The sequence below is a fragment of the Pseudomonas sp. A125 genome (assembly GCF_055409485.1).
In genome coordinates, this window is record NZ_JBUZVP010000010.1 from 164,754 (window position 1) to 182,535 (window position 17,782).

The 17,782-nt window shown below is 53.3% G+C and carries 17 protein-coding genes and 1 pseudogene; 2 read left to right on the forward strand and 16 right to left on the reverse strand.

Features of this window, described 5'->3' with window-relative positions:
- Positions 1 to 5 precede the first annotated feature (5 nt).
- The 10 genes from ACZRN6_RS15890 to ACZRN6_RS15935 all read right to left on the reverse strand — a co-directional run bounded on the left by ACZRN6_RS15890 (position 6) and on the right by ACZRN6_RS15935 (position 9,727).
- Positions 6 to 1,331, reverse strand: a complete 1,326-nt coding sequence (locus ACZRN6_RS15890; protein WP_045061357.1) for an OprD family porin — start codon at positions 1,329 to 1,331, stop codon at positions 6 to 8.
- A 712-nt stretch (positions 1,332 to 2,043) separates the two neighbouring features.
- Positions 2,044 to 2,346, reverse strand: coding sequence for a hypothetical protein (locus tag ACZRN6_RS15895; protein WP_045061356.1), 303 nt, complete (start codon positions 2,344 to 2,346; stop codon positions 2,044 to 2,046).
- Between the two features lie 375 nt (positions 2,347 to 2,721).
- On the reverse strand, positions 2,722 to 3,984 hold the full coding sequence (locus ACZRN6_RS15900) for a hypothetical protein (RefSeq protein ID WP_115146710.1): 1,263 nt from the start codon (positions 3,982 to 3,984) through the stop codon (positions 2,722 to 2,724).
- 2 nt (positions 3,985 to 3,986) lie between these two features.
- A complete protein-coding gene (locus ACZRN6_RS15905; protein ID WP_045060514.1) occupies positions 3,987 to 5,120 on the reverse strand; it encodes a nucleoid-associated protein in 1,134 nt (377 codons plus the stop codon).
- 284 nt (positions 5,121 to 5,404) lie between these two features.
- Positions 5,405 to 5,662, reverse strand: coding sequence for a BPSL0761 family protein (locus ACZRN6_RS15910; RefSeq protein WP_045060513.1), 258 nt, complete (start codon positions 5,660 to 5,662; stop codon positions 5,405 to 5,407).
- 283 nt (positions 5,663 to 5,945) lie between these two features.
- Positions 5,946 to 6,338 (reverse strand): DUF6957 family protein, encoded by a 393-nt coding sequence (locus ACZRN6_RS15915; RefSeq protein WP_404942396.1) that lies wholly within the window; start codon positions 6,336 to 6,338, stop codon positions 5,946 to 5,948.
- Positions 6,339 to 6,442: 104 nt separating this feature from the next.
- Complete coding sequence (gene tnpC, locus ACZRN6_RS15920; protein ID WP_115148494.1) at positions 6,443 to 7,990, reverse strand: IS66 family transposase; 1,548 nt, start codon at positions 7,988 to 7,990, stop codon at positions 6,443 to 6,445.
- A 62-nt stretch (positions 7,991 to 8,052) separates the two neighbouring features.
- Entirely contained in the window at positions 8,053 to 8,388 is a 336-nt protein-coding gene (gene tnpB, locus ACZRN6_RS15925) for an IS66 family insertion sequence element accessory protein TnpB (protein WP_045062372.1), read from the reverse strand.
- Positions 8,385 to 8,702, reverse strand: coding sequence for an IS66-like element accessory protein TnpA (gene tnpA / locus ACZRN6_RS15930; RefSeq protein ID WP_082069254.1), 318 nt, complete (start codon positions 8,700 to 8,702; stop codon positions 8,385 to 8,387). Before tnpA ends, tnpB begins: the two co-directional genes overlap by 4 nt.
- Before the next feature lie 152 nt (positions 8,703 to 8,854).
- Positions 8,855 to 9,727, reverse strand: coding sequence for a sterol desaturase family protein (locus ACZRN6_RS15935; RefSeq protein WP_019816994.1), 873 nt, complete (start codon positions 9,725 to 9,727; stop codon positions 8,855 to 8,857).
- Positions 9,728 to 9,885: 158 nt separating this feature from the next.
- Here ACZRN6_RS15935 and ACZRN6_RS15940 point away from each other — a divergent pair, with 158 nt between their 5' ends.
- Positions 9,886 to 10,779: a cation efflux transmembrane domain-containing protein gene (locus ACZRN6_RS15940; RefSeq protein WP_032872266.1), complete on the forward strand. Its 894-nt coding sequence runs from the start codon at positions 9,886 to 9,888 to the stop codon at positions 10,777 to 10,779.
- Positions 10,780 to 10,835: 56 nt separating this feature from the next.
- Here ACZRN6_RS15940 and ACZRN6_RS15945 read toward each other — a convergent pair whose 3' ends face one another.
- From ACZRN6_RS15945 to ACZRN6_RS15955, 3 genes are all read right to left on the reverse strand, one after another.
- Positions 10,836 to 11,429 (reverse strand): helix-turn-helix transcriptional regulator, encoded by a 594-nt coding sequence (locus tag ACZRN6_RS15945; protein ID WP_225568928.1) that lies wholly within the window; start codon positions 11,427 to 11,429, stop codon positions 10,836 to 10,838.
- Between the two features lie 143 nt (positions 11,430 to 11,572).
- The gene (gene lspA, locus ACZRN6_RS15950; protein WP_019816991.1) at positions 11,573 to 12,076 is read right to left on the reverse strand and encodes a signal peptidase II; all 504 of its coding nucleotides are present in this window, start codon (positions 12,074 to 12,076) and stop codon (positions 11,573 to 11,575) included.
- A 130-nt stretch (positions 12,077 to 12,206) separates the two neighbouring features.
- The gene (locus ACZRN6_RS15955) at positions 12,207 to 14,279 is read right to left on the reverse strand and encodes a heavy metal translocating P-type ATPase (protein ID WP_232392676.1); all 2,073 of its coding nucleotides are present in this window, start codon (positions 14,277 to 14,279) and stop codon (positions 12,207 to 12,209) included.
- 913 nt (positions 14,280 to 15,192) lie between these two features.
- Here ACZRN6_RS15955 and ACZRN6_RS15960 point away from each other — a divergent pair.
- On the forward strand, positions 15,193 to 15,600 hold the full coding sequence (locus ACZRN6_RS15960) for a MerR family transcriptional regulator (protein ID WP_019816989.1): 408 nt from the start codon (positions 15,193 to 15,195) through the stop codon (positions 15,598 to 15,600).
- A gap of 290 nt (positions 15,601 to 15,890) precedes the next feature.
- Here ACZRN6_RS15960 and ACZRN6_RS15965 read toward each other — a convergent pair.
- From ACZRN6_RS15965 to copC, 3 genes and pseudogenes are all read right to left on the reverse strand, one after another.
- Positions 15,891 to 16,114, reverse strand: a pseudogene (locus ACZRN6_RS15965) (hypothetical protein); the annotation flags it as partial.
- A 73-nt stretch (positions 16,115 to 16,187) separates the two neighbouring features.
- Entirely contained in the window at positions 16,188 to 17,126 is a 939-nt protein-coding gene (gene copD / locus ACZRN6_RS15970) for a copper homeostasis membrane protein CopD (RefSeq protein WP_019816987.1), read from the reverse strand.
- Between the two features lie 3 nt (positions 17,127 to 17,129).
- Positions 17,130 to 17,513, reverse strand: coding sequence for a copper homeostasis periplasmic binding protein CopC (gene copC / locus ACZRN6_RS15975; protein ID WP_024014909.1), 384 nt, complete (start codon positions 17,511 to 17,513; stop codon positions 17,130 to 17,132).
- Positions 17,514 to 17,782 lie beyond the last annotated feature (269 nt).

Sequence of the window (17,782 nt, forward strand, 5' to 3'; positions counted from 1 at the left end):
AGGTATTACAGAATCGCTAGTGGGTACTCAACGATCACACGGACTTCATCCAAATCAGACTCAAACGCGGTTGCACGGGTGTTCATTTGTCGCAAGCGGAAGGACATATCTTTCAAGGAGCCTGTCTGAACGACGTATTTTACTTCGATGTCGCGCTCCCAACGTTTCTGATCGGTCAACGGGTTTCCATCCGCATCGCGCCGCATGTATGTGGCGTTGGCGTTGGAGTAGTCGGCGTCGGTGCCACGACCATAACGTGTCATAAACGACAAGCCAGGTACACCATACGAGCTCATGTCGAGGTCGTAACGCACCATCCATGAACGTTCTTTTGGCGAGTTGAAGTCGCTGTACTGGATTGAGTTGTCGAGAAAGATGGAATCCGACTGACGCAGATAGTCGAAGTCGTCGTTACCATTATTTCGCTGGTGAGAAAGTGCAAGTGAGTGTGCGCCATACTTCACGCCAACCTTAGCGCTCCAAATATTGTTGTCGAACTCGCCCAGCAGTTTTTTCCCTTCGTCAACGGCCTTGTAGTAATTCACACCGCCGAATACGGAAAGCTCATCAGAGAAGGAGTAGTTCAACCCGGTGCCAGCATAGTATTGATTCCAGGCGTCTTTGAGACGACTGGAGTAAAGACTAACGATAATATTCTTATTCACATTGTAGTCGCCACCAAAATAGCCGACCCAAGGTGAGTTAACTGGGCCTGCATAGAAGGTTGCGAAGTTGTCGCGCATATTGCTGGAGACTGGTTGACTCATAGCATGCAGGCGACCACCCTGAACTGTCAGCCCTTCGATGCTGGTATTGGTAGCGGTCACACCACGGAAACTTTCCGGTAAAAGCCTTGAGTCGCCAGAAGCCACGACAGGGTTGGCGGGAAATACATCACCTACTTTCACCACAGTGTCAAAAGCGCGAACTTTTGCCGCGCCACCGACTTTCGTGTATTCATCTCGAGCTTCGCCGTCGCCATTGACAGGTAGCACATCGAATGAACTACGACCGCCGTTACGACCGTCACCCGTATCAAGCTTCAAACCGATCATCGCGAAAGCGTCGACGCCCACGCCTACAGTGCCTTGGGTAAACCCGGATTCGAACTTACTGATAATCGCATGCGACCAAGCTTCGGAGTAGCCATTGCCCGTGGGGCTTGATTGACCGTTACGATGATCACGATTGAAGTAGAAATTTCGATTGAGCACGGTAAGGCTGCTGTCTTCGATAAACCCCCCAGTCTTTTCCTCCGCAAACACTATAGAAGGCCCAGAACTGACAACCAACGCCAAAGCGGCCATCGAAAATTTCGTATTGTTATCCATTAATCACTCCTTAGGTTCGGCAGAACTAGAAAGCTCTTCGGCTGGAATTATTGTTTACGGGAGCAGTTTCTGCTCCCGTATCGTCGCCGACTTGTATCGTTGCAATTTGAAGATAACGGGGAGATGATTGAAAAATTACAATTCTGTAATGTTCGCCTGTTTTTTCAAAATTAACTTTTGCGGCATGCCCCCAACCGATGGGTGGCTCTACCTTTACTAGGGCTTTTCTCAGGAATTCTCTTAACCAGCAGCACGAATCCACACCTGAAAGTGCGCATGCTCAGGAGCTGAAATCAGTTCTCGATGCATCGTCACAGTGAAGTCGAACCGAGATCGTTTAGATTTTTGGCTCACCTGACCAATCTGACCATCACACAGCTTTATATGATTCAAGCAGTGACCGCGGTCAAGTTGGGATGCGGTAATAGCTGTACCCGGAAGGCGGTGGCCGCTAACCAAAATGGGATAGCAATAGCGGAAATATTCCGGATGTAGTGTTGTGGAGTTCCCCATCCGCTTGTTCAAAAAACCGAGTATTTTTTAATACTGCTGGAGTTGTTGCTTTTGGACTTTATCAGCCAGTCCCTATTACGGCGCATACTGGTCAAGTTACATGCAAACGAATGTCTGCAAGAAAACAACTGGCTGGTCAGTGGTATTGCATAGGGAGCAAGAGCAGTGCAATGAAGCACGCTCTTTAACGACACGATAGTTACTGGATGGGTTTGACCGAGACCACATCGAAATATTTGAATTTCTTTTTTTTAGCTTCTTTTTTAGCCTCTTGTTCCGCGATAAGAGTACTCAGCGTGTTCGCATCATAAATGAACACGCTCACGTCGCCTTCGAAGTCCTTGGTAACGTGCAGTGTCACCCTCAGCTTCAGTGATAGCGGTTTAGAGTTTAGTCGGGACGTTGGACTCGGCTGCGGCTTTGCGAGTACTACGGGGTCGGATTGTTTTGGGGAGCCGAATAGCGCCAAGCGCATATCCTCCTCATTCAGTTCAACGCTCATCTGGGATTTCTCGTCGCTAATGTAAGACGCGGGACCTTCATTACGTAGACTACGTGGCAAGCTCCTGCTGACTGCCAACTGTGATGGCCTCAGGAGTTTCAAATGGTGGGTTTTCATCTCTTAACGTTCATCACTGAGCGATTGAAAACGACGTGGCCGAGGGATAAGCCAGATTTCCTGCAAAGCGCAGCCTTTATGAAAACCGCCGCACGCTCCAGCTCCGTTGAGGATGCTGCGTGCTCAGCTGCCATCTGTTTGTTGCGAGCATAAATTTTTTCCTCGATCAATTGTAGGCAGCGTGGATCATTATTCAACAGTTTGAACTTACTAATCCTATTTCACCTTAAAATTTTCCATAGAAATGAGGCAAAGCCTTTACGGGCTGAGAAAGTTCGGGGCTACGTTGAGCGCGGAAAACACGATCGACAGGATGGTCATCAATAGCCATACGAAACCATCCCAGTATTTTATCGCGGCCAGCAGCAAGGCCCCGACGATTGGCAGCAAGGACAGCCCCTTCAGCAAGCGAAAGGTCCTGGTTAGCGTTCGGCCCTGCTTGTCGACCTGGTCGATGGTGATCCTGAGCAAGCCCTGAAGTTTTGGGGGATAGGTTTTTATCTTGTCCTTAAAATCATCGAAGATGACATTGAAACTGTGTAGCAGGCGCTCTGTTTGCAGCATTTGATTGTGCAGGATCGCAAGCAGAACCACAGAGACCACTGCTAGCCCAAGGACAAGAATAAAACCTTCGAATTTTGAGGTTGTTTTCTCCAGCACGACCAGACCCGCTAACGATATCGGCAGGGCAAGCATCTTGCCCGCGATGTCGCCCAGTACTCCACTAAGCTTAGTGCCATAGTCGATTTCAGCCTGGGCCACCTCGCGCCGGGCCCGCTCAAACGAGAAGCTATAGACGTAGGTTTGCAGATTCGCACGGTACGTGGCGAGGACCTCCCGCCACTCCCGCACGATCACCAAGAACAGATTCGGCTCGCTCTCAAACTTCTCGATGACGCTCGCCACCGCCATCCGAATCATCAATTTTCGTTCGGAGAGGTGCGCCTTGTTTTCGTTTTTTCGATTGAGTATTTCTTCCAACAAACTCAGGTGGTTGAGCTCATAGTCAAGAACCTTGACGTCAACCTGGGTAGGCAACAGAAAAGTTCTCGGAGGCTTAGCCCCATCGGGAGGCAAGGCAAAAAACAGGTTATAACCATCTGGACTGCTGTCTTTGTCGACGCCGATCGCTAGCAGTGCAAGCAGCTCGATCATCCGGCAGACGCGCCTGAGCGCCTTAATCGCCGAAGGTTCGGTGTCATCACTATCCGCCCAACTGAGCTCAACAATGTACACGTTGCTCGGAAATTGGCCCTTGCCCAATGAGCCATTGCGAGCGACAAACTCGCCTAAGTTCGCGTAGAACCGGCCCGACTCGTTCGATGGCAAGCGAAACTCAATATCGAGAGAGTCAGCTTCTTCAGAGCAATGCTCGAACTTGCCATAAGCTGCGGGCAGGTCATCACACATTCGCAACGCACCGATAATGTCGGGCGTTGGCCTCCCCTCATAGCGGATGACCCCATCCTCAATGGTGGGCGCTCCGAGGGTACGGTAGAGAGCTACCACATTGGAAAACATTCTTAGCCAGCCCTAGCCAGCAATTCTTTCTCGATCACACCAACCAGTTCGGCAGTCAGATTGGACAGGGTCAACTTCTTCCGTCCCTCATCATAGTAAACGTCTGCGGCCGGATCCTTACCTAACGCTCCACGCTCGAATTGCAACGACCAGTTAGCAGCGTCCCCCTTGATACGGGTCTTCTCTTTCAGCGATTTCGCATTGACCGTAAAGTCGTCCGGCACCTTATGTTTCTCACTATTCAAATAGTCTTTCAGCCCAACGATTTCATCCACTAAGTCAGCGGGTACGTGTGCGACAGCGACGTGGCAGATGGCGTCCAGGCGTGCGGACTTACCTGCGGCCAACTGCTCCTCCAGATATTTGATCACCGCCTCTTTGGCCTTATAACCAAAGCTTTTTAACGCTTTGTTGTCGCGAAAAAACCGGGCAACGTTATCAATGGCATTTTTGGTAGCGCGTCCGGAGGCCACTCCTTTCGCACAACCCAGTGCAGAAATGAAATAGTCAGATGCCTGACTATCACGGCCGCGGCTGATGAAGCACAGGTAGGTTGAATCCACTTCATCCTCCGCGTCATCCTCATCCTGCTCAGGCGCAGCAGCGGCCGCAGCAGCCATAGCCTTTATGGCCACGAAGCTAGCCAAGTTGATCCTGGCGGCCTGCTGAACCTTGTTGAGATCGACCTCTTGAATTTCCTTCGGCACATAGTTTTCGTCCAGCTGAATACCACCGCGCTCCTTCATGCTGGCGACCAGGAAAAAGTCGGTTGCGCCCGAGGTGTACTGGGCGCAAAGGATGTGTCCACCAGTCGACAAGACTTGATTACCGGCTTGCTCCACCAGTTGGTCCATTGCCAAGTGGGTCAAGTCGATAAATTGCGCTTCATCATCTTGTACTTCTACGAACGCGGTGAAGCGCTCTGGAAACGGCCCCTGACGGTCATCATTGGCAAACTGTCCATAGACCACGCTGTTGCCTTCTTTGCCGATGAGGCCGTGGATGCCATTGACCAGAAAATGCAACGCAGGATTTTCAGTATCGAGCGCCACATCCTTCTTGACCACCTCGGAGATAAAGCTGGTCTTGGCCAGCTTCTTGAAGCTGTGAATAATGGCAGTTTTCAGTGTGATCATAGGTCGAATTCCGTTCCGATAGTATCAATATGGAATCACTGAAAATAACACCTTACCCAACAAACTTCAGGGCTTATCTCGGCACATGACACCGCCTAAGGGCTTCAACACTTAGGCAATGAGTAAGGCCGCAAGAACCCATTAACTGTACATGCATACAGCATAAGAATCTATGCCGTTCATCAACACGAGGGTCGGAGCGTTGAAGCGCGGACAGCACCATCGCGGATTGCCACAGACCATGGTCTCTATCATAGACTCAGTCTGAGGAAGTTTTTCCAGCCTTATCCGTCAGTGCTGGAGCTCAACTGGGGAGTGTGGACCACTATCGCGAACTCTCGCGTTGGATCGCTCGGACCCTTTGTTTGAAGCAGCTCTTCGAAGGAGCCGATCCCAAAGATCACCCATGGTTCTGGGTAATGCCGCAGGAGGCGTTTTGCCTGCTGACGAACAGATTCTGGGAGAGTCTGATCTCTGGACAGCTCACGCAAGAACTCGCCTGTTTGGACGATACTCCGGGTACGCTCGCAGGGCATAGTCATGTGTTGCCACTCCGCTAGAATTTGCGCTTAACCTTAGAAAACCAACCGCCATCGCCGAGGATTCTGGGGGTGTGAACCATTCGTTTGAATTATAGCAAGCACGCCGCTCGGCTCCTCTGAAGTAGACAGGCTACCCCCTATCAAGCCAAGTTCTAGGGGGCGATTGCTGATACGTGGCCAACACTAAGTCTTGGTAAGCACCGGAAAAATATAGGGATGGCTGAGGCGGACGAAACCTAAAACGCTGAACGTCGATGACTGCCACATTGCGCACCAGTGACTTTCAGTACAGGCTCTGCGCGACGTCCAGGTCTGTTCGTACCCTTCGACCGGGTCCCATCAACACATAAACGGTGTTTTTTGTCTCGAACAGGCAATCATGGGTGAACGAAACCCCCAATGAAGTTCTTACCCAGTGACCGCGAGGGAAACGTCCTTTGCTATCGTGGATAACACATAAAGCGTTGACCAAAGTAGGAGTGACTCCTCTTCTAGCAACGGCGTTTAACTGACGGGGGGAGACCGCTATATCAACCACTGTCCAGTCAGCGACTAGACAATAGGCGCGTCCAGGGAAGTAAAATCCGACCAGTGCCAAGGCGTCTGAATGAGCTAGCTCACATCCAGGTAGTTTTTCGCCACCGGAAAGCAGTTCGGCTAGGCCCTCAAGATTCATTCGTCCCTCCGACCCACTTCAAAAATCGAGTCGAACTATCAATCACACCAGTCAGCATAGCTGCCCGTAAAACGTAAGCGTCCGCCGAAGTCACCTTGCGTGACTCAGGCGGGCATCCACCGATGCGGCAGCAGTTGATCAATCTCACTGGCACGCTGCGTCGGCAGCCGCGTCAGTACATCTTTGAGATAGGCATACGGATCATGCCCATTCATGCGTGCTGACTGGATCAAGCTCATGATCGCGGCTGCCCGCTTACCGCTGCGTAGTGACCCGGCGAACAACCAGTTCGAGCGTCCAAGTGCCCATGGCCTTATCTGATTTTCGACCGCGTTATTATCGATGGGCACAGCGCCGTCCTCGAGATATCGAGCCAGTGCCGTCCAGCGCCTGAGGCTGTAATCCAGAGCTTTGGCAATAGCCGATCCTTCGGGCACAAGATCGCGCTGGGCCATCATCCAGGTATGTAGTGCGTCGATAATGGGTGCCGCTTTTTCCTGACGTATTCGCCAGCGATCTTCGTCGGTCATTTCCCGCGCTTGCCGTTCGATTTCGTACAAGCTGCCAATTGAGTGCAGCGCCTGTTCGGCCAGTTGGCTTTTGTTCGTCGCGTGCAGATCGAAGAACTTGCGGCGCGCATGGGCCATGCAGCCAATTTCGGTGATGCCTTGCTGGAAGCTTGCCTTGTAGCCGGCGAAATCGTCGCACACCAGCTTGCCATCCCACTGGCCAAGGAAGTTACGTGCATGCTCGCCCGCACGGCTCGGGCTGAAGTCGTAAACGACTGCCCTGACCGCCGAAAACGGCGTAGTGCAGTAGGCCCAGACGTAAGCACGGTGGGTCTTCTTCTGGCCCGGCGCGAGCATTTGCACTGGCGTTTCGTCGGCGTGGATCACGCCTTCGGCAAGTACCGTTTCGCGTAGCACATCGACCAACGGCTGGAGCTGCACGCCGGTCTGGCCGACCCATTGCGCCAGTGTCGAGCGGGCGATAGCCAGGCCAGCGCGGCCAAAGATTTTCTCTTGGCGATACAGCGGCAAATGGTCGGCGAATTTGGCCACCATCACGTGAGCCAGCAGCCCTGCGGTCGGTATACCCTTGTCGATTACCTGGGCCGGAACCGGTGCCTGAGTCAGCGTTTCACACTCGCGGCAGACCCATTTCCCGCGCACATGCTGCTCCACGGTGAACACGCCCGGCGTGTAATCCAGCTTCTCGCTGACGTCCTCGCTGATCCGCTGGAGCTGGCAGCCGCAGGGGCATTGGGTGTTGTCGGGTTCGTGATAAATCACGGTACGCGGAAACTGCGCAGGCAAAGGAACACGCTTGGGCTGCTTGCGTGGCTCGGCCGACGCAGCCGGCGGATTCAACGCCTTCAGCTCGGCGTCAATGGCCGCGATATCGGTGTCGAGCAGATCATCGAGCAGGCTGCCTTGAGCAGGGCTCAATTGCTCACTGCGCTTGGCAAACTTGTTACGTTTGAACCAAGCGATTTCGTGGGTGAGTTGCTCGATGATGGTTTGGTCGCGGTCGTTCTTCTTGCCCATCCTGTCGACTTGCAGCCCGAGAGAATCAACCTGCGACAGCAACTGCGCCGCGAAGGCGCGCAGTTGGTCGGGGGTCATCTGATCGAGATTGGGCGAGGAAGTCATGCCCTGGATTTTACCAAAGCAGGTCGCTTGCGGCAGTAGGCCAAGGCGCTAATTACAGCTTTTTAAAGCAGTGTGATTGCACCGCCAACCCCAACACGCTGCCAAGGTAGGCCGAGCACCAACGCTTGAAGTTGCTCAGCATCCAGCTCTATCTCGTAGCCATTACGAATGCCGGGCCAGTGAAACTTGCCTTGGTTCAACCGGCGAGCAGCCAGCCAGACGCCAATCCCATCATGCACCAGCACTTTCATACGAGTGGCGCGGCGGTTGGCGAACAGATAAGCGCAGTGCGGCTTCGCCGCACCGAACACCGCGATCACCCTGGCCAGCGCAGTTTCAGTGCCGGCACGCATGTCCATGGGGTCGGTGGCGAGCCAGATGGCATCGATGCGAATCATTGAGTGAGCCCACGGACAAAGCGGGCGCAGCCTTCAGGATCGGACGTTGGCCATTTCACTGAGATCGATTGCTCGCCAAATGGCAGCTCAATAACTGCCAACGCTTCCGTTTGCCGTTTGGGCGTAGCTCTCAATGGAATGAAAGCTGGCAACGCCGCTGGCGACTGATCTCGATAAAGCGGTAGCCACTTGCGGATAACGTTGGCGTTGATGCCGTGGCTGATGGCAACGCTGGATAGGGTTGCGCCCGGTTGCAGGCATTCCTGAACAACCTGGGCCTTGAAGGGTTTCGGGTAAGAGCTTCGTTGGCGCATGGAAATCCTGACGTTAAGGGCGATCGCGTCCGCTTAAAAATACGCGGACACCATCGCCCTTAATGCTGGAGTTCGGAAGGTGTGTTGGCTGGACGCTTACCCTACAACACATGGCAGTAAATGCGCGAATAGGCGTTTCGTGGTACGCAACTTCAGATCATATGGTTCTGAGGCTTGCGCCTAAACGGCGCGATTAGCTGCGCACGATAGCCTGTTGGAAAGTCTCGCTCTTTTAGCCCTACCTGCGCATCACCGAGCTTGTTTGCTGCGTCATAGAAGGTTCCAAATAGGTGATCCCAAATAAGTAAAAACTCTCCGAAGTTGACCTGGGCATCTTCGAACTCTCGCTTATGGTGCCAGCGATGTGTCTCGGCGACTCCAATCACGTTGCGTAACCAGCCCAACGAGTAGTCCAGGTTCGAATGCTGGAAGGCTAAATGAACGGTCAAGATGCTGAACCAAGTCGCGATAACGGCCGACGGCGCACCTGAGGCGAGCAGAACCACCAGCCCCGGTCCGGCCATTAGCGCCGCATGCAGCGGATGTCTGCGCTCCCCATTCATCCAATAAAGGCGATCAGCGCTGTGATGAATCATGTGCATACGCCACAGCCAATGCACCCGATGGCTGATGCGATGCATGACATACAGGCTTAAATCGAGGACGGTTGCGACCAGAACCAGCTGTAACCAGAGGGGACTCTCGCTGGGAAAAAGGCGAACTGATGCCGGCACCGCATCGCCAAGCTTGGCGAGGACTTCAGCAGTGAACTGAATGACAGAAAGGTTGACCAGCATATGCAATAAATCGGTCGAGGTGTCTTGATGATCTTCGAGCCAGGATTGACGAAAGGGTTGGAATTGCTCCAGCGCGGCGATCGTGAACAAGCTCACAATAGCGATCAGGAGTGTTGTGGGCCATGGCGGAATCCCGGTGTAAAGCGCCCAAACCATGAACGCAGCGGTGCCACCAAATATGAGCGGATAGCTCATCCAACGTATGACGTATCGGAAAATAATGATCATCGCTCACCTCCTTTTAGGAAGCGAAGACGATAAGTCACAGGCTGGCGTTTGGATTGAACGAAAGAGCTACAATCGAATGATGAATATCCTCGCTTGACCTTATAGCGGCTAGAAGGTTTGTAATCGACAGGATCAAGTGTATTTAGAGGAGCGGCCCCATGAGTTCGTGTGACAAATCCTGTGGCTGTGGCCCGGCTTCAGCAGGCCCAGAAGCAGCAGCTAAGCCATTAAATGAAGGGACATGGATCAGCAAATTTTCAGTACCAAAAATGGACTGTCCTTCCGAAGAACGGATGATCAGACTCGCGCTGAATGGCTTGCAGGAAATAGCTTCACTTTCTTTTGACCTATCCGGTAGACAGGTGAGTGTTTTTCACGAAGGGGCCGTAGAGCAGATCGCTACCAAGTTGGAGTCACTTGGCTTGGGGGCAAGGCTATTAGATACGCAGCCCATCAGCCCAGAGTCCGTATCAGCCAACAGTGCCAATGAAGAGCAAAACGCTTCAAAGGAAGCCAGCACATTAAAAATATTGCTCGGCATCAATGGTGCAATGTTTCTCGCCGAAATGAGTGCTGGCCTGATTGCCCAATCGACGGGGCTGATTGCCGACTCGCTGGACATGTTTGCTGATGCGGCCGTTTACGGGCTGGCCCTCTTTGCGGTCGGCCGCAGCGCGGGAATGCAAGTACGTGCAGCACACCTGGCAGGTATGTTTCAGATCATTCTAGCTTTGGGTGTGCTTTTGGAAGTTGCTCGACGCTTTCTCTATGGCAGTGAACCTGAATCGATGCTGATGATGGGGATAGGCGCCGTCGCGCTGGTGGCAAACGTCACTTGCCTGTGGCTGATCTACAGCCACCGCGAAGGAGGAGCACACATGAAAGCGAGTTGGATTTTCTCAGCCAACGATGTGATTGCGAACGTTGGCGTAATCGCTGCAGGAGCATTGGTCGCTTGGACAGGGTCTCCGTACCCAGACTTGGTGATTGGTACGGTCGTTGGCCTGATCGTTTTGAACGGCGCACGTCGAATCCTGGCTCTAAAAGCTTAACTATTCCAATCGGCGAGCGGCCTGTAGCTAAGGCCGCAAGCCTCTAACCTAGTCGCTTAATGCAAGCTCACTTCGGCGAGCGCCGATGAGGGATCTATACCCAACAGCGAGCGAAAGGTTCTGGAAAAGTGGGCTGAGTCGGAGAAGCCTGACGCGTGCGCAGCGGTGGTTATAGGTTCTCCGGATGCCAGATGTCGAACAGCTTGGGTCAGTCGTAGCCATTTAGCATAGCTACGCAGCGGCAAACCGGTTTGTTCCACGAACCAATGCGAGAATCGAGTTGGGGACAGGTGTACCAGTGCTGCCAACTCTTCACGTCGTACCATGCCCTGGTAAATGGCCGTGCTGACTATTGCCAGGCGAGGATCGGCGACTGGAGGTGCATCGGTTATCTGTAGGGCTTTTCGCACTGCGGACCGAGTGTCTCCCGCGCCTGCCTTCAAGGAGTCAGCAATTAGTGCGGCGTCAGCCGGGGCGATATTGATCGGAATCGGCGTCATGGTCTTCGGCAAAACCTGGCCCTCTTCTGCCAAGACGTCCAAGTAGATTGAAACGATGAGGGCTCCGCTGATTCGATGCCGAACACCGGCTGGAATAAACACTGCAAACTCGGTGTGCTGACGCGGCAGGCATTCCACTGTTACAGGCACGTCGATACCTATAGCTATTTGGTGAGCCTGATGCTGATGCCAATCTTGATGACCAGCATGCCCAGCAAAAACCGCTAACCCAGGCGTTAGCCATGCGCGACCAGACCACCTTAGGACACGTACTGGAAGGTGGCGCTCCATCGTCAACGTTTGCTTGGCGACGCGGGGCTAATCACGCTTATGACCAATAAAAACGATGCGCCGCTGACAATACATATATCTGCGAGATTAAACGCGGGCCAGTGCCAGCCTTGATAGTGAAAATCCAGATAGTCCACGACAAAGCCTCGCAAAGAACGGTCGATAAGATTGCCAACAGCCCCACCCAAAACGAGACAATAGCCCAAGGCTTCGCTCCAGTGACGTTCCCGTTGAAGGATCGCGACGAGCGTCAATGCTACGGCTAGCGCAACAACAACGAAAAGGTAACGCTGCCAGCCTCCAGCGTCAGCCAAGAAGCTGAACGCGGCGCCGGTATTGCGTGCATGCACTATGTTGAAAAATGAGCCTACGGCGACCGATGAGCCCAGCTCATAAAGGTGCTCGACGCCAAGCTTTAGACTTTGATCGATCAACGCCAGGACCGCTGCAATTCCCCACCACAAAGTAGGCGGCTGTACACGAGCTGTCATTGGGAAACCGTTCATTGGCTATTCCGTAGTAACCGTTCCAGTACATCTGAAACTGGTATTTTTTGAAAAGCACTGACTCTTGCTCGTGCGGTATCACCCACTGGGATCCAGGTCTTGGAACAGCAAAGCAGGCATCGTGTCCGTATCATTTGCGCAGCAAGCGCAGGCCATTCAGTACTACCAACAGGCTTACCCCCATATCCGCGAATACCGCCATCCACATCGTAGCGTGACCAGTGAGCGTAACGGCTAGGAAGATGGCTTTAACGCCCAGCGCGAGCGCAATGTTTTGCGTAAGTACTGCTCCGGTCTGGCGGGAGAGACGAATGAAGGCAGGAATCTTGCGCAAATCATCATCCATGATTGCTACGTCAGCAGTCTCGATCGCCGTATCGGTGCCAGCTGCCCCCATCGCGAAGCCCACATCAGCCCGAGCAAGCGCAGGGGCATCGTTTATTCCGTCACCGACCATGCCGACGGTGCCTTTATGATCGATCAAGGCTTCGATGGCTTTGAGCTTATCGATCGGTAGGAGATTGCCCTTGGCCTCGTCAATGTTTACCTGCGCGGCAATTGCCAGCGCGGTATGTGGGTTGTCCCCTGTCAACATCACAGTCTTCACACCTAACGCGTGAAGCTCCTCGATTGCGGCTCGGCTGGTGGCTTTTACCGTATCGGCGACTGCAAACAACGCCAGCGCCCGTTTGTCATCGGACAGAATGACTACAGTTTTCCCTTGCCGCTCAAGGTGGCCCAGGGCGGCTTCGGTATTAGGTGAGCAGAACCCCAACTCCTCCAACAAACGATGGTTACCCAACTGGTAGCGCTTACCCTCGATCTCGCCGCGGACCCCTCGGCCCAGCAGCGCTTCGAAGTTATCCACTTCCAGCAACCGCAGCGATTGCTGGGCCGTTTGTTTGGCAATAGCCCGCGAAACCGGATGATCCGAACGTTGGGCAAGGCTCGCGGCGGCAATGCGATAATCTCTAGATAATCCATCAGCTAGAGGCAGGAAATCGGTCTGTACGGGCTTGCCATGGGTAATGGTCCCAGTTTTATCCAAGGCCAGATGGGTGATCTTGCGACCGCTTTCCAGGTACGCCCCGCCCTTGATTAAAATGCCTTTTCGCGCCGCTGCCGCGAGGCCGCTTACAATGGTCACCGGGGTCGAAATCACCAGTGCGCAAGGGCAAGCGACTACCAGAAGCACCAGCGCCCGATAAATCCAGTCAGCCCATAATCCGGCCATAAACAGGGGCGGGAATATCGCAACGGCAAGGGCGAAGAAAAACACCGATGGCGTATAAACCTTGGCGAACTTATCGACGACCCGCTGGATCGGGGCGCGTGAACCTTGGGCTTCCTCCACAGCATGAATAATCCGGGCCAGTGTCGTATTGCTGGCCTCAGCCGTCACGCGGTACTCGAAGGAACCGGACTCATTGATCGAGCCGGCATAAACAGGGTCACCGACAGCTTTCTCGATGGGCAAGCTTTCCCCGGTGATAGGGGCTTGGTTTACGGTAGAGTTGCCGGAGATCACGTTGCCATCCAGACCAATGCGCTCGCCGGGGCGAACTCGAACCAAGGAGCTGATCTGGACGGTTTTGACATCTACGTCCAGCCAACTGCCGTCTGCCTGGCGCACCGTTGCATGATTTGGGGTCAAGTCCATCAGTCCTTTGATCGCATTGCGTGCACGATCCAACGACTTGGCCTCAACCAATTCGGCAACAGTAAATAAAAACATGACCATCGCCGCTTCTGGCCACTGCCCAATCAGGACCGCTCCCGTCACCGCAATGCTCATCAACGCGTTTATGTTGAGATTGAAATTTTTGAGAGAGATCCAACCTTTCTTGTAAGTCGCGGGCCCGCAGAGTGCTACCGAGATTAAAGCTACAGCAGCAATCACCCATTCGGGGGCTGCCTGGGTGAAATGCAAAATTTCCGCGCCTACCGCAGCAATACCAGACAGCGCTAACGGCCACCAGGTGCTTTTGCGCAGTGATTCAGCTTCAAACTGGCTTTGCTGCTTATCCGCGCCTGGTACGTCGACCGCGCCATTCAACGGTTCCGCCTGCATACCAAGCGATGACACGGCCGCTTCGATTCCCAGGGTATGTGGCAATTCGTGCCAGACACCTAGAGTACGGTTCATCATGTTGAATTCCAATTTCTGAATTCCAGGCATCTTTGCAAGCTTGCCCTCAATCATCGCCTGCTCGGTAGGACAGCACATTTGCCCAATCCGGAAACGACTCAAGCGAGCCGTGTCGTTGACAACGGCTGATGACACTTTGGATGCGCACGCGCTTGGGCCATCCGTTCCAGATGCAGAGCAACATGCATCGGTAACAACCGAGGTGGTGGGCTCGTTCGGTTCGGTAGGTGGATATTGAGAAGATGTCGGAGATGAAGTGGAGCAGCTTGTCTTTCCGCCGTTGCCTCCAGCAGAGCAGCCATCCGCACTTTTGGTTGTTGAAAGCGCAGGATTCACGTCCGAGGTCTTAGAAGAACAGCAACTGGTAGTTCGATCTCGATCGGTTTCGTCTTCACCCGATGTTGCGGAAGTCGCACAGCAGCTCCCGGATGCGACAGGGTCAAAAACGTCCACGCCCGCTGGCTTTTTTGGTGCTTGCTCGTCACCGCAACAGTTTTTCATGAGAACGCTCTCCGCTTTTCATGGCGAGAGTGAACACCTTATAGCCACTATAAGGTCAAGAGATTCTTCGATGCCTTAAGGCATCCACCAGCGACCATTCATGTTCAACGTGATCACAGTGAGTAAGTGGCCGGTAGTAGATAGGAAATGCTGCTTCCCCTCGCGCCTACGGTGTTGGCATCAACGGCGTCCTATTTCGTGACGCTAATATCAGGCGGCATCCCGTCCTCACAGCAAAGCACACAGGGCACTTGCCCTATGCGGCGGCCGACGAGCAGCACAGAAGCTCTGCTACGAAGGTAAGCAGCCATGTGCAGAGCAAAGCGTCCAAACTCGAGTTGAAGAGATCGGCGGGGAGGGTTTTCATCGATCAGAGGCCTGGCGATCGGTAGAACGGTGAGCAAGGATTTGCTTGTTGCCTGACGCGAGTAGAATGAGGATTCCAGCAACTATAGGGTCAAGAGAAATGAATGCGCCCACGTACACGATCGGTGCCTTGGCGAAGCTGACCGATACCAAAGCCGTAACCATCCGCTATTACGAGCAGTCAGGGCTGCTGCCTTCTGCTGGAAGATCACCGTCGGGTTATCGCTTTTACACAGATGAAGAGCGCAACCGGCTGCTGTTTATCCGTCGCAGCCGCGCGCTTGGGTTCAGCGTCGATGACATTCGCGATCTACTCGGCCTGGCTGACCGACGCGACGCTTCCTGCGCCGCTGTGGATGCGAAAGTGCAAGGGCAACTCCAACAAGTTCGAATCCGTATTCAGGACTTACGAGGTTTAGAAGCCGAACTGACACGACTGAGTGTTTGCTGCCACGGTGGTGTTATAGAGCAATGTCGCATCATTGAATCATTGTCGAATCGTAGTTAACGCGGCAAAAGACTCCATGTGCGTAGAGATTGTACGAGGTGAGAATCGTCATTGTGCAATAAAGTCCGCTATCTTGGTTTATTTCAGGATGCGTGCCTTAGGATTGTCCTGTGGTTCGCAAATTTGCCATCCCATTAAAACCGCATGCGGCGACATGTGGGAAAATCGATGGTAATAGCTCTAAGTTAACCGTGCTCAGTTATCATTATTGAACCACCGACACCTCCGTGCTTATTAAATTTCTGACGCAAAGTGCTTAACCGTGCGACAGGGTAAATTCATTGCCGCTTTGAAATGTGCAGCTTACCGCCTGTTTTGCACCCTTGCTCGGCTTACGGGGTTCACCGAGTTCGGGGGACTTCATGTCACGGCGGCAGCGTTGGCCCATGTTGTCATCCGCCATCCAAGGGTTTCATTGGACATGGCTCTCCGGCGCTTGAACACCCGCCATCCCGCTGAGGGGAAGCGCCAGGCTAATCAGGAAAATCAGGCAAAGCCGTAGACAGCGTGTCATGGGCTGAAGTGTAGCCAGTAGAAATGGTGCTAACAATCACGCTCCAGGCTTCTGGGTTAGCTGCCAGAAACCTCTATTGCGCGCTCATTTCCATTTCAGGACTTAGCGTGCCTAACCATGCGACAAGACAGATGATGAGGATTGCCATCAGGAATTCGAATTTCATGCTGCGGCGCAAGGCATTGACCGCTACAGAGTATTGACCATTGCGAACCGAGCGCTCCAATAGCGGGCTTAAGTGAAAGCGGTTCAGCGTCGCTAAAACGATCATCCCGGCAAAGAGCAGGATCTTCAAAAACAGCAACTGGCCATAGGTACTGAGCATGACCTCATCAAGGTTGGGACCGACGATGAAAAGGTAATTTACTACTCCCGTAACGCTTATGATCGCAACAATCACACCGCCGGCCGACTCAAAGCCAGTCAGCACGCGGGCAAGAATACGTGCTTCCTCCTCACCCTTCAGCGATTTCAACCGTAGCAGTAGAGCGAAGGCCGCTAGAGCACCCAACCAGCCACCTGCCGCTAATAAATGGAAAATGTCGCTGAGAAAATGCCAGTAGCGGCGGCTGCCTTCGTCCATGGCACCATGCCCCGTCCAGGCTAGCGTGGCCAACGCGATTGCTCCACAGACGGTGACGATCCAGAGGCTGGGTGTCGGATATCGTTTATTCAACGCGACGCCCAGAATTGCCCCCACCAAGGCGGCTATCCGAACCATCCAGGTCAGCCCAACGTCGGTGCCCATGATGACCATTTCAAAAATGTGGTGATGTAGCTCCATAAGCTCCGATACACCGCTCATTGCTTTTGCAAGCAACAACATCGCAGCAAGGGACAGAACTACACCTGCAACAGAAGTACCGTAGAGAAGCGACTCAAAGTTCAAGACCGTGCCCGATACCCTTTCCTTTCCCCTGAGGCTGTACAAGCCAAATATGGCCAGTCCAAATAACAACATCAGGTCAAAATAGAGAGCAAAGCGAACCACGATATTTAATGAGTCGCTCATGGATTATTTCACTTTGAATGAAAAGTTGCCGGTGATCGGGTGGGTGTCCGAAGACACTGCACGCCATTCAACTTTGTAGGTGCCGGTGGTCAGCGGTGCAGCCGGCGTAATCACCATGGTTTTCGGATCACCACCAGCAGCGACGGCGGCCTTTACACCCATGGGTGAGTTAGGCATGCCTGGCATGTCGGTCATGATCAGCTTTGCACCGGAGAACTGAGTGGTGAGATTCTCAGAAAAATGCAGTTCGATTTTCGACGGAGCCGCCGCATCCGAGCCTTCTGCCGGAGTGGAAGAAAGTAGTTTTGGATGTGCCTGGGCCACTGCACTCAGAAGCAAACCAGCAGTGATTGCAACAGCCACGGACGTAGTTTTAAGGAATGACATGCAAGACTCCTCACAGCAAGCGCTGTTGATTCGAGGTTTTTTGGGAGGAACTAGTTTTTAATTTCTTTAAAAACCACTGTTGATTAACTTGGAGCCCCCGTCCTCTTCGCCAGGTTGAACAGGAGAAACTCGCTAGCCCTAACGTCACAGTGCGAGAACACGATGCCACACGATCACAAACTGTTCGATTACATTTCAGTCAGCTTGATCCGATGTTTGGCATCTAATCGTTGAGCGTAGCAAGACCTGGAAAAGACACGGCGTACCGC

What these genes read in the sequence shown, in the direction of transcription:
- ACZRN6_RS15890 (WP_045061357.1), bottom strand. Translation starts at nt 1,331, where the DNA reads ATGGATAACAATACGAAATTTTCGATGGCCGCTTTGGCGTTGGTTGTC.
- ACZRN6_RS15895 (WP_045061356.1), bottom strand. Translation starts at nt 2,346, where the DNA reads ATGAGCGTTGAACTGAATGAGGAGGATATGCGCTTGGCGCTATTCGGC.
- ACZRN6_RS15900 (WP_115146710.1), bottom strand. Translation starts at nt 3,984, where the DNA reads ATGTTTTCCAATGTGGTAGCTCTCTACCGTACCCTCGGAGCGCCCACC.
- ACZRN6_RS15905 (WP_045060514.1), bottom strand. Translation starts at nt 5,120, where the DNA reads ATGATCACACTGAAAACTGCCATTATTCACAGCTTCAAGAAGCTGGCC.
- ACZRN6_RS15910 (WP_045060513.1), bottom strand. Translation starts at nt 5,662, where the DNA reads ATGACTATGCCCTGCGAGCGTACCCGGAGTATCGTCCAAACAGGCGAG.
- ACZRN6_RS15915 (WP_404942396.1), bottom strand. Translation starts at nt 6,338, where the DNA reads ATGAATCTTGAGGGCCTAGCCGAACTGCTTTCCGGTGGCGAAAAACTA.
- tnpC (WP_115148494.1), bottom strand. Translation starts at nt 7,990, where the DNA reads ATGACTTCCTCGCCCAATCTCGATCAGATGACCCCCGACCAACTGCGC.
- tnpB (WP_045062372.1), bottom strand. Translation starts at nt 8,388, where the DNA reads ATGATTCGCATCGATGCCATCTGGCTCGCCACCGACCCCATGGACATG.
- tnpA (WP_082069254.1), bottom strand. Translation starts at nt 8,702, where the DNA reads ATGCGCCAACGAAGCTCTTACCCGAAACCCTTCAAGGCCCAGGTTGTT.
- ACZRN6_RS15935 (WP_019816994.1), bottom strand. Translation starts at nt 9,727, where the DNA reads ATGATCATTATTTTCCGATACGTCATACGTTGGATGAGCTATCCGCTC.
- ACZRN6_RS15940 (WP_032872266.1), top strand. Translation starts at nt 9,886, where the DNA reads ATGAGTTCGTGTGACAAATCCTGTGGCTGTGGCCCGGCTTCAGCAGGC.
- lspA (WP_019816991.1), bottom strand. Translation starts at nt 12,076, where the DNA reads ATGAACGGTTTCCCAATGACAGCTCGTGTACAGCCGCCTACTTTGTGG.
- ACZRN6_RS15955 (WP_232392676.1), bottom strand. Translation starts at nt 14,279, where the DNA reads ATGATTGAGGGCAAGCTTGCAAAGATGCCTGGAATTCAGAAATTGGAA.
- ACZRN6_RS15960 (WP_019816989.1), top strand. Translation starts at nt 15,193, where the DNA reads ATGAATGCGCCCACGTACACGATCGGTGCCTTGGCGAAGCTGACCGAT.
- copD (WP_019816987.1), bottom strand. Translation starts at nt 17,126, where the DNA reads ATGAGCGACTCATTAAATATCGTGGTTCGCTTTGCTCTCTATTTTGAC.
- copC (WP_024014909.1), bottom strand. Translation starts at nt 17,513, where the DNA reads ATGTCATTCCTTAAAACTACGTCCGTGGCTGTTGCAATCACTGCTGGT.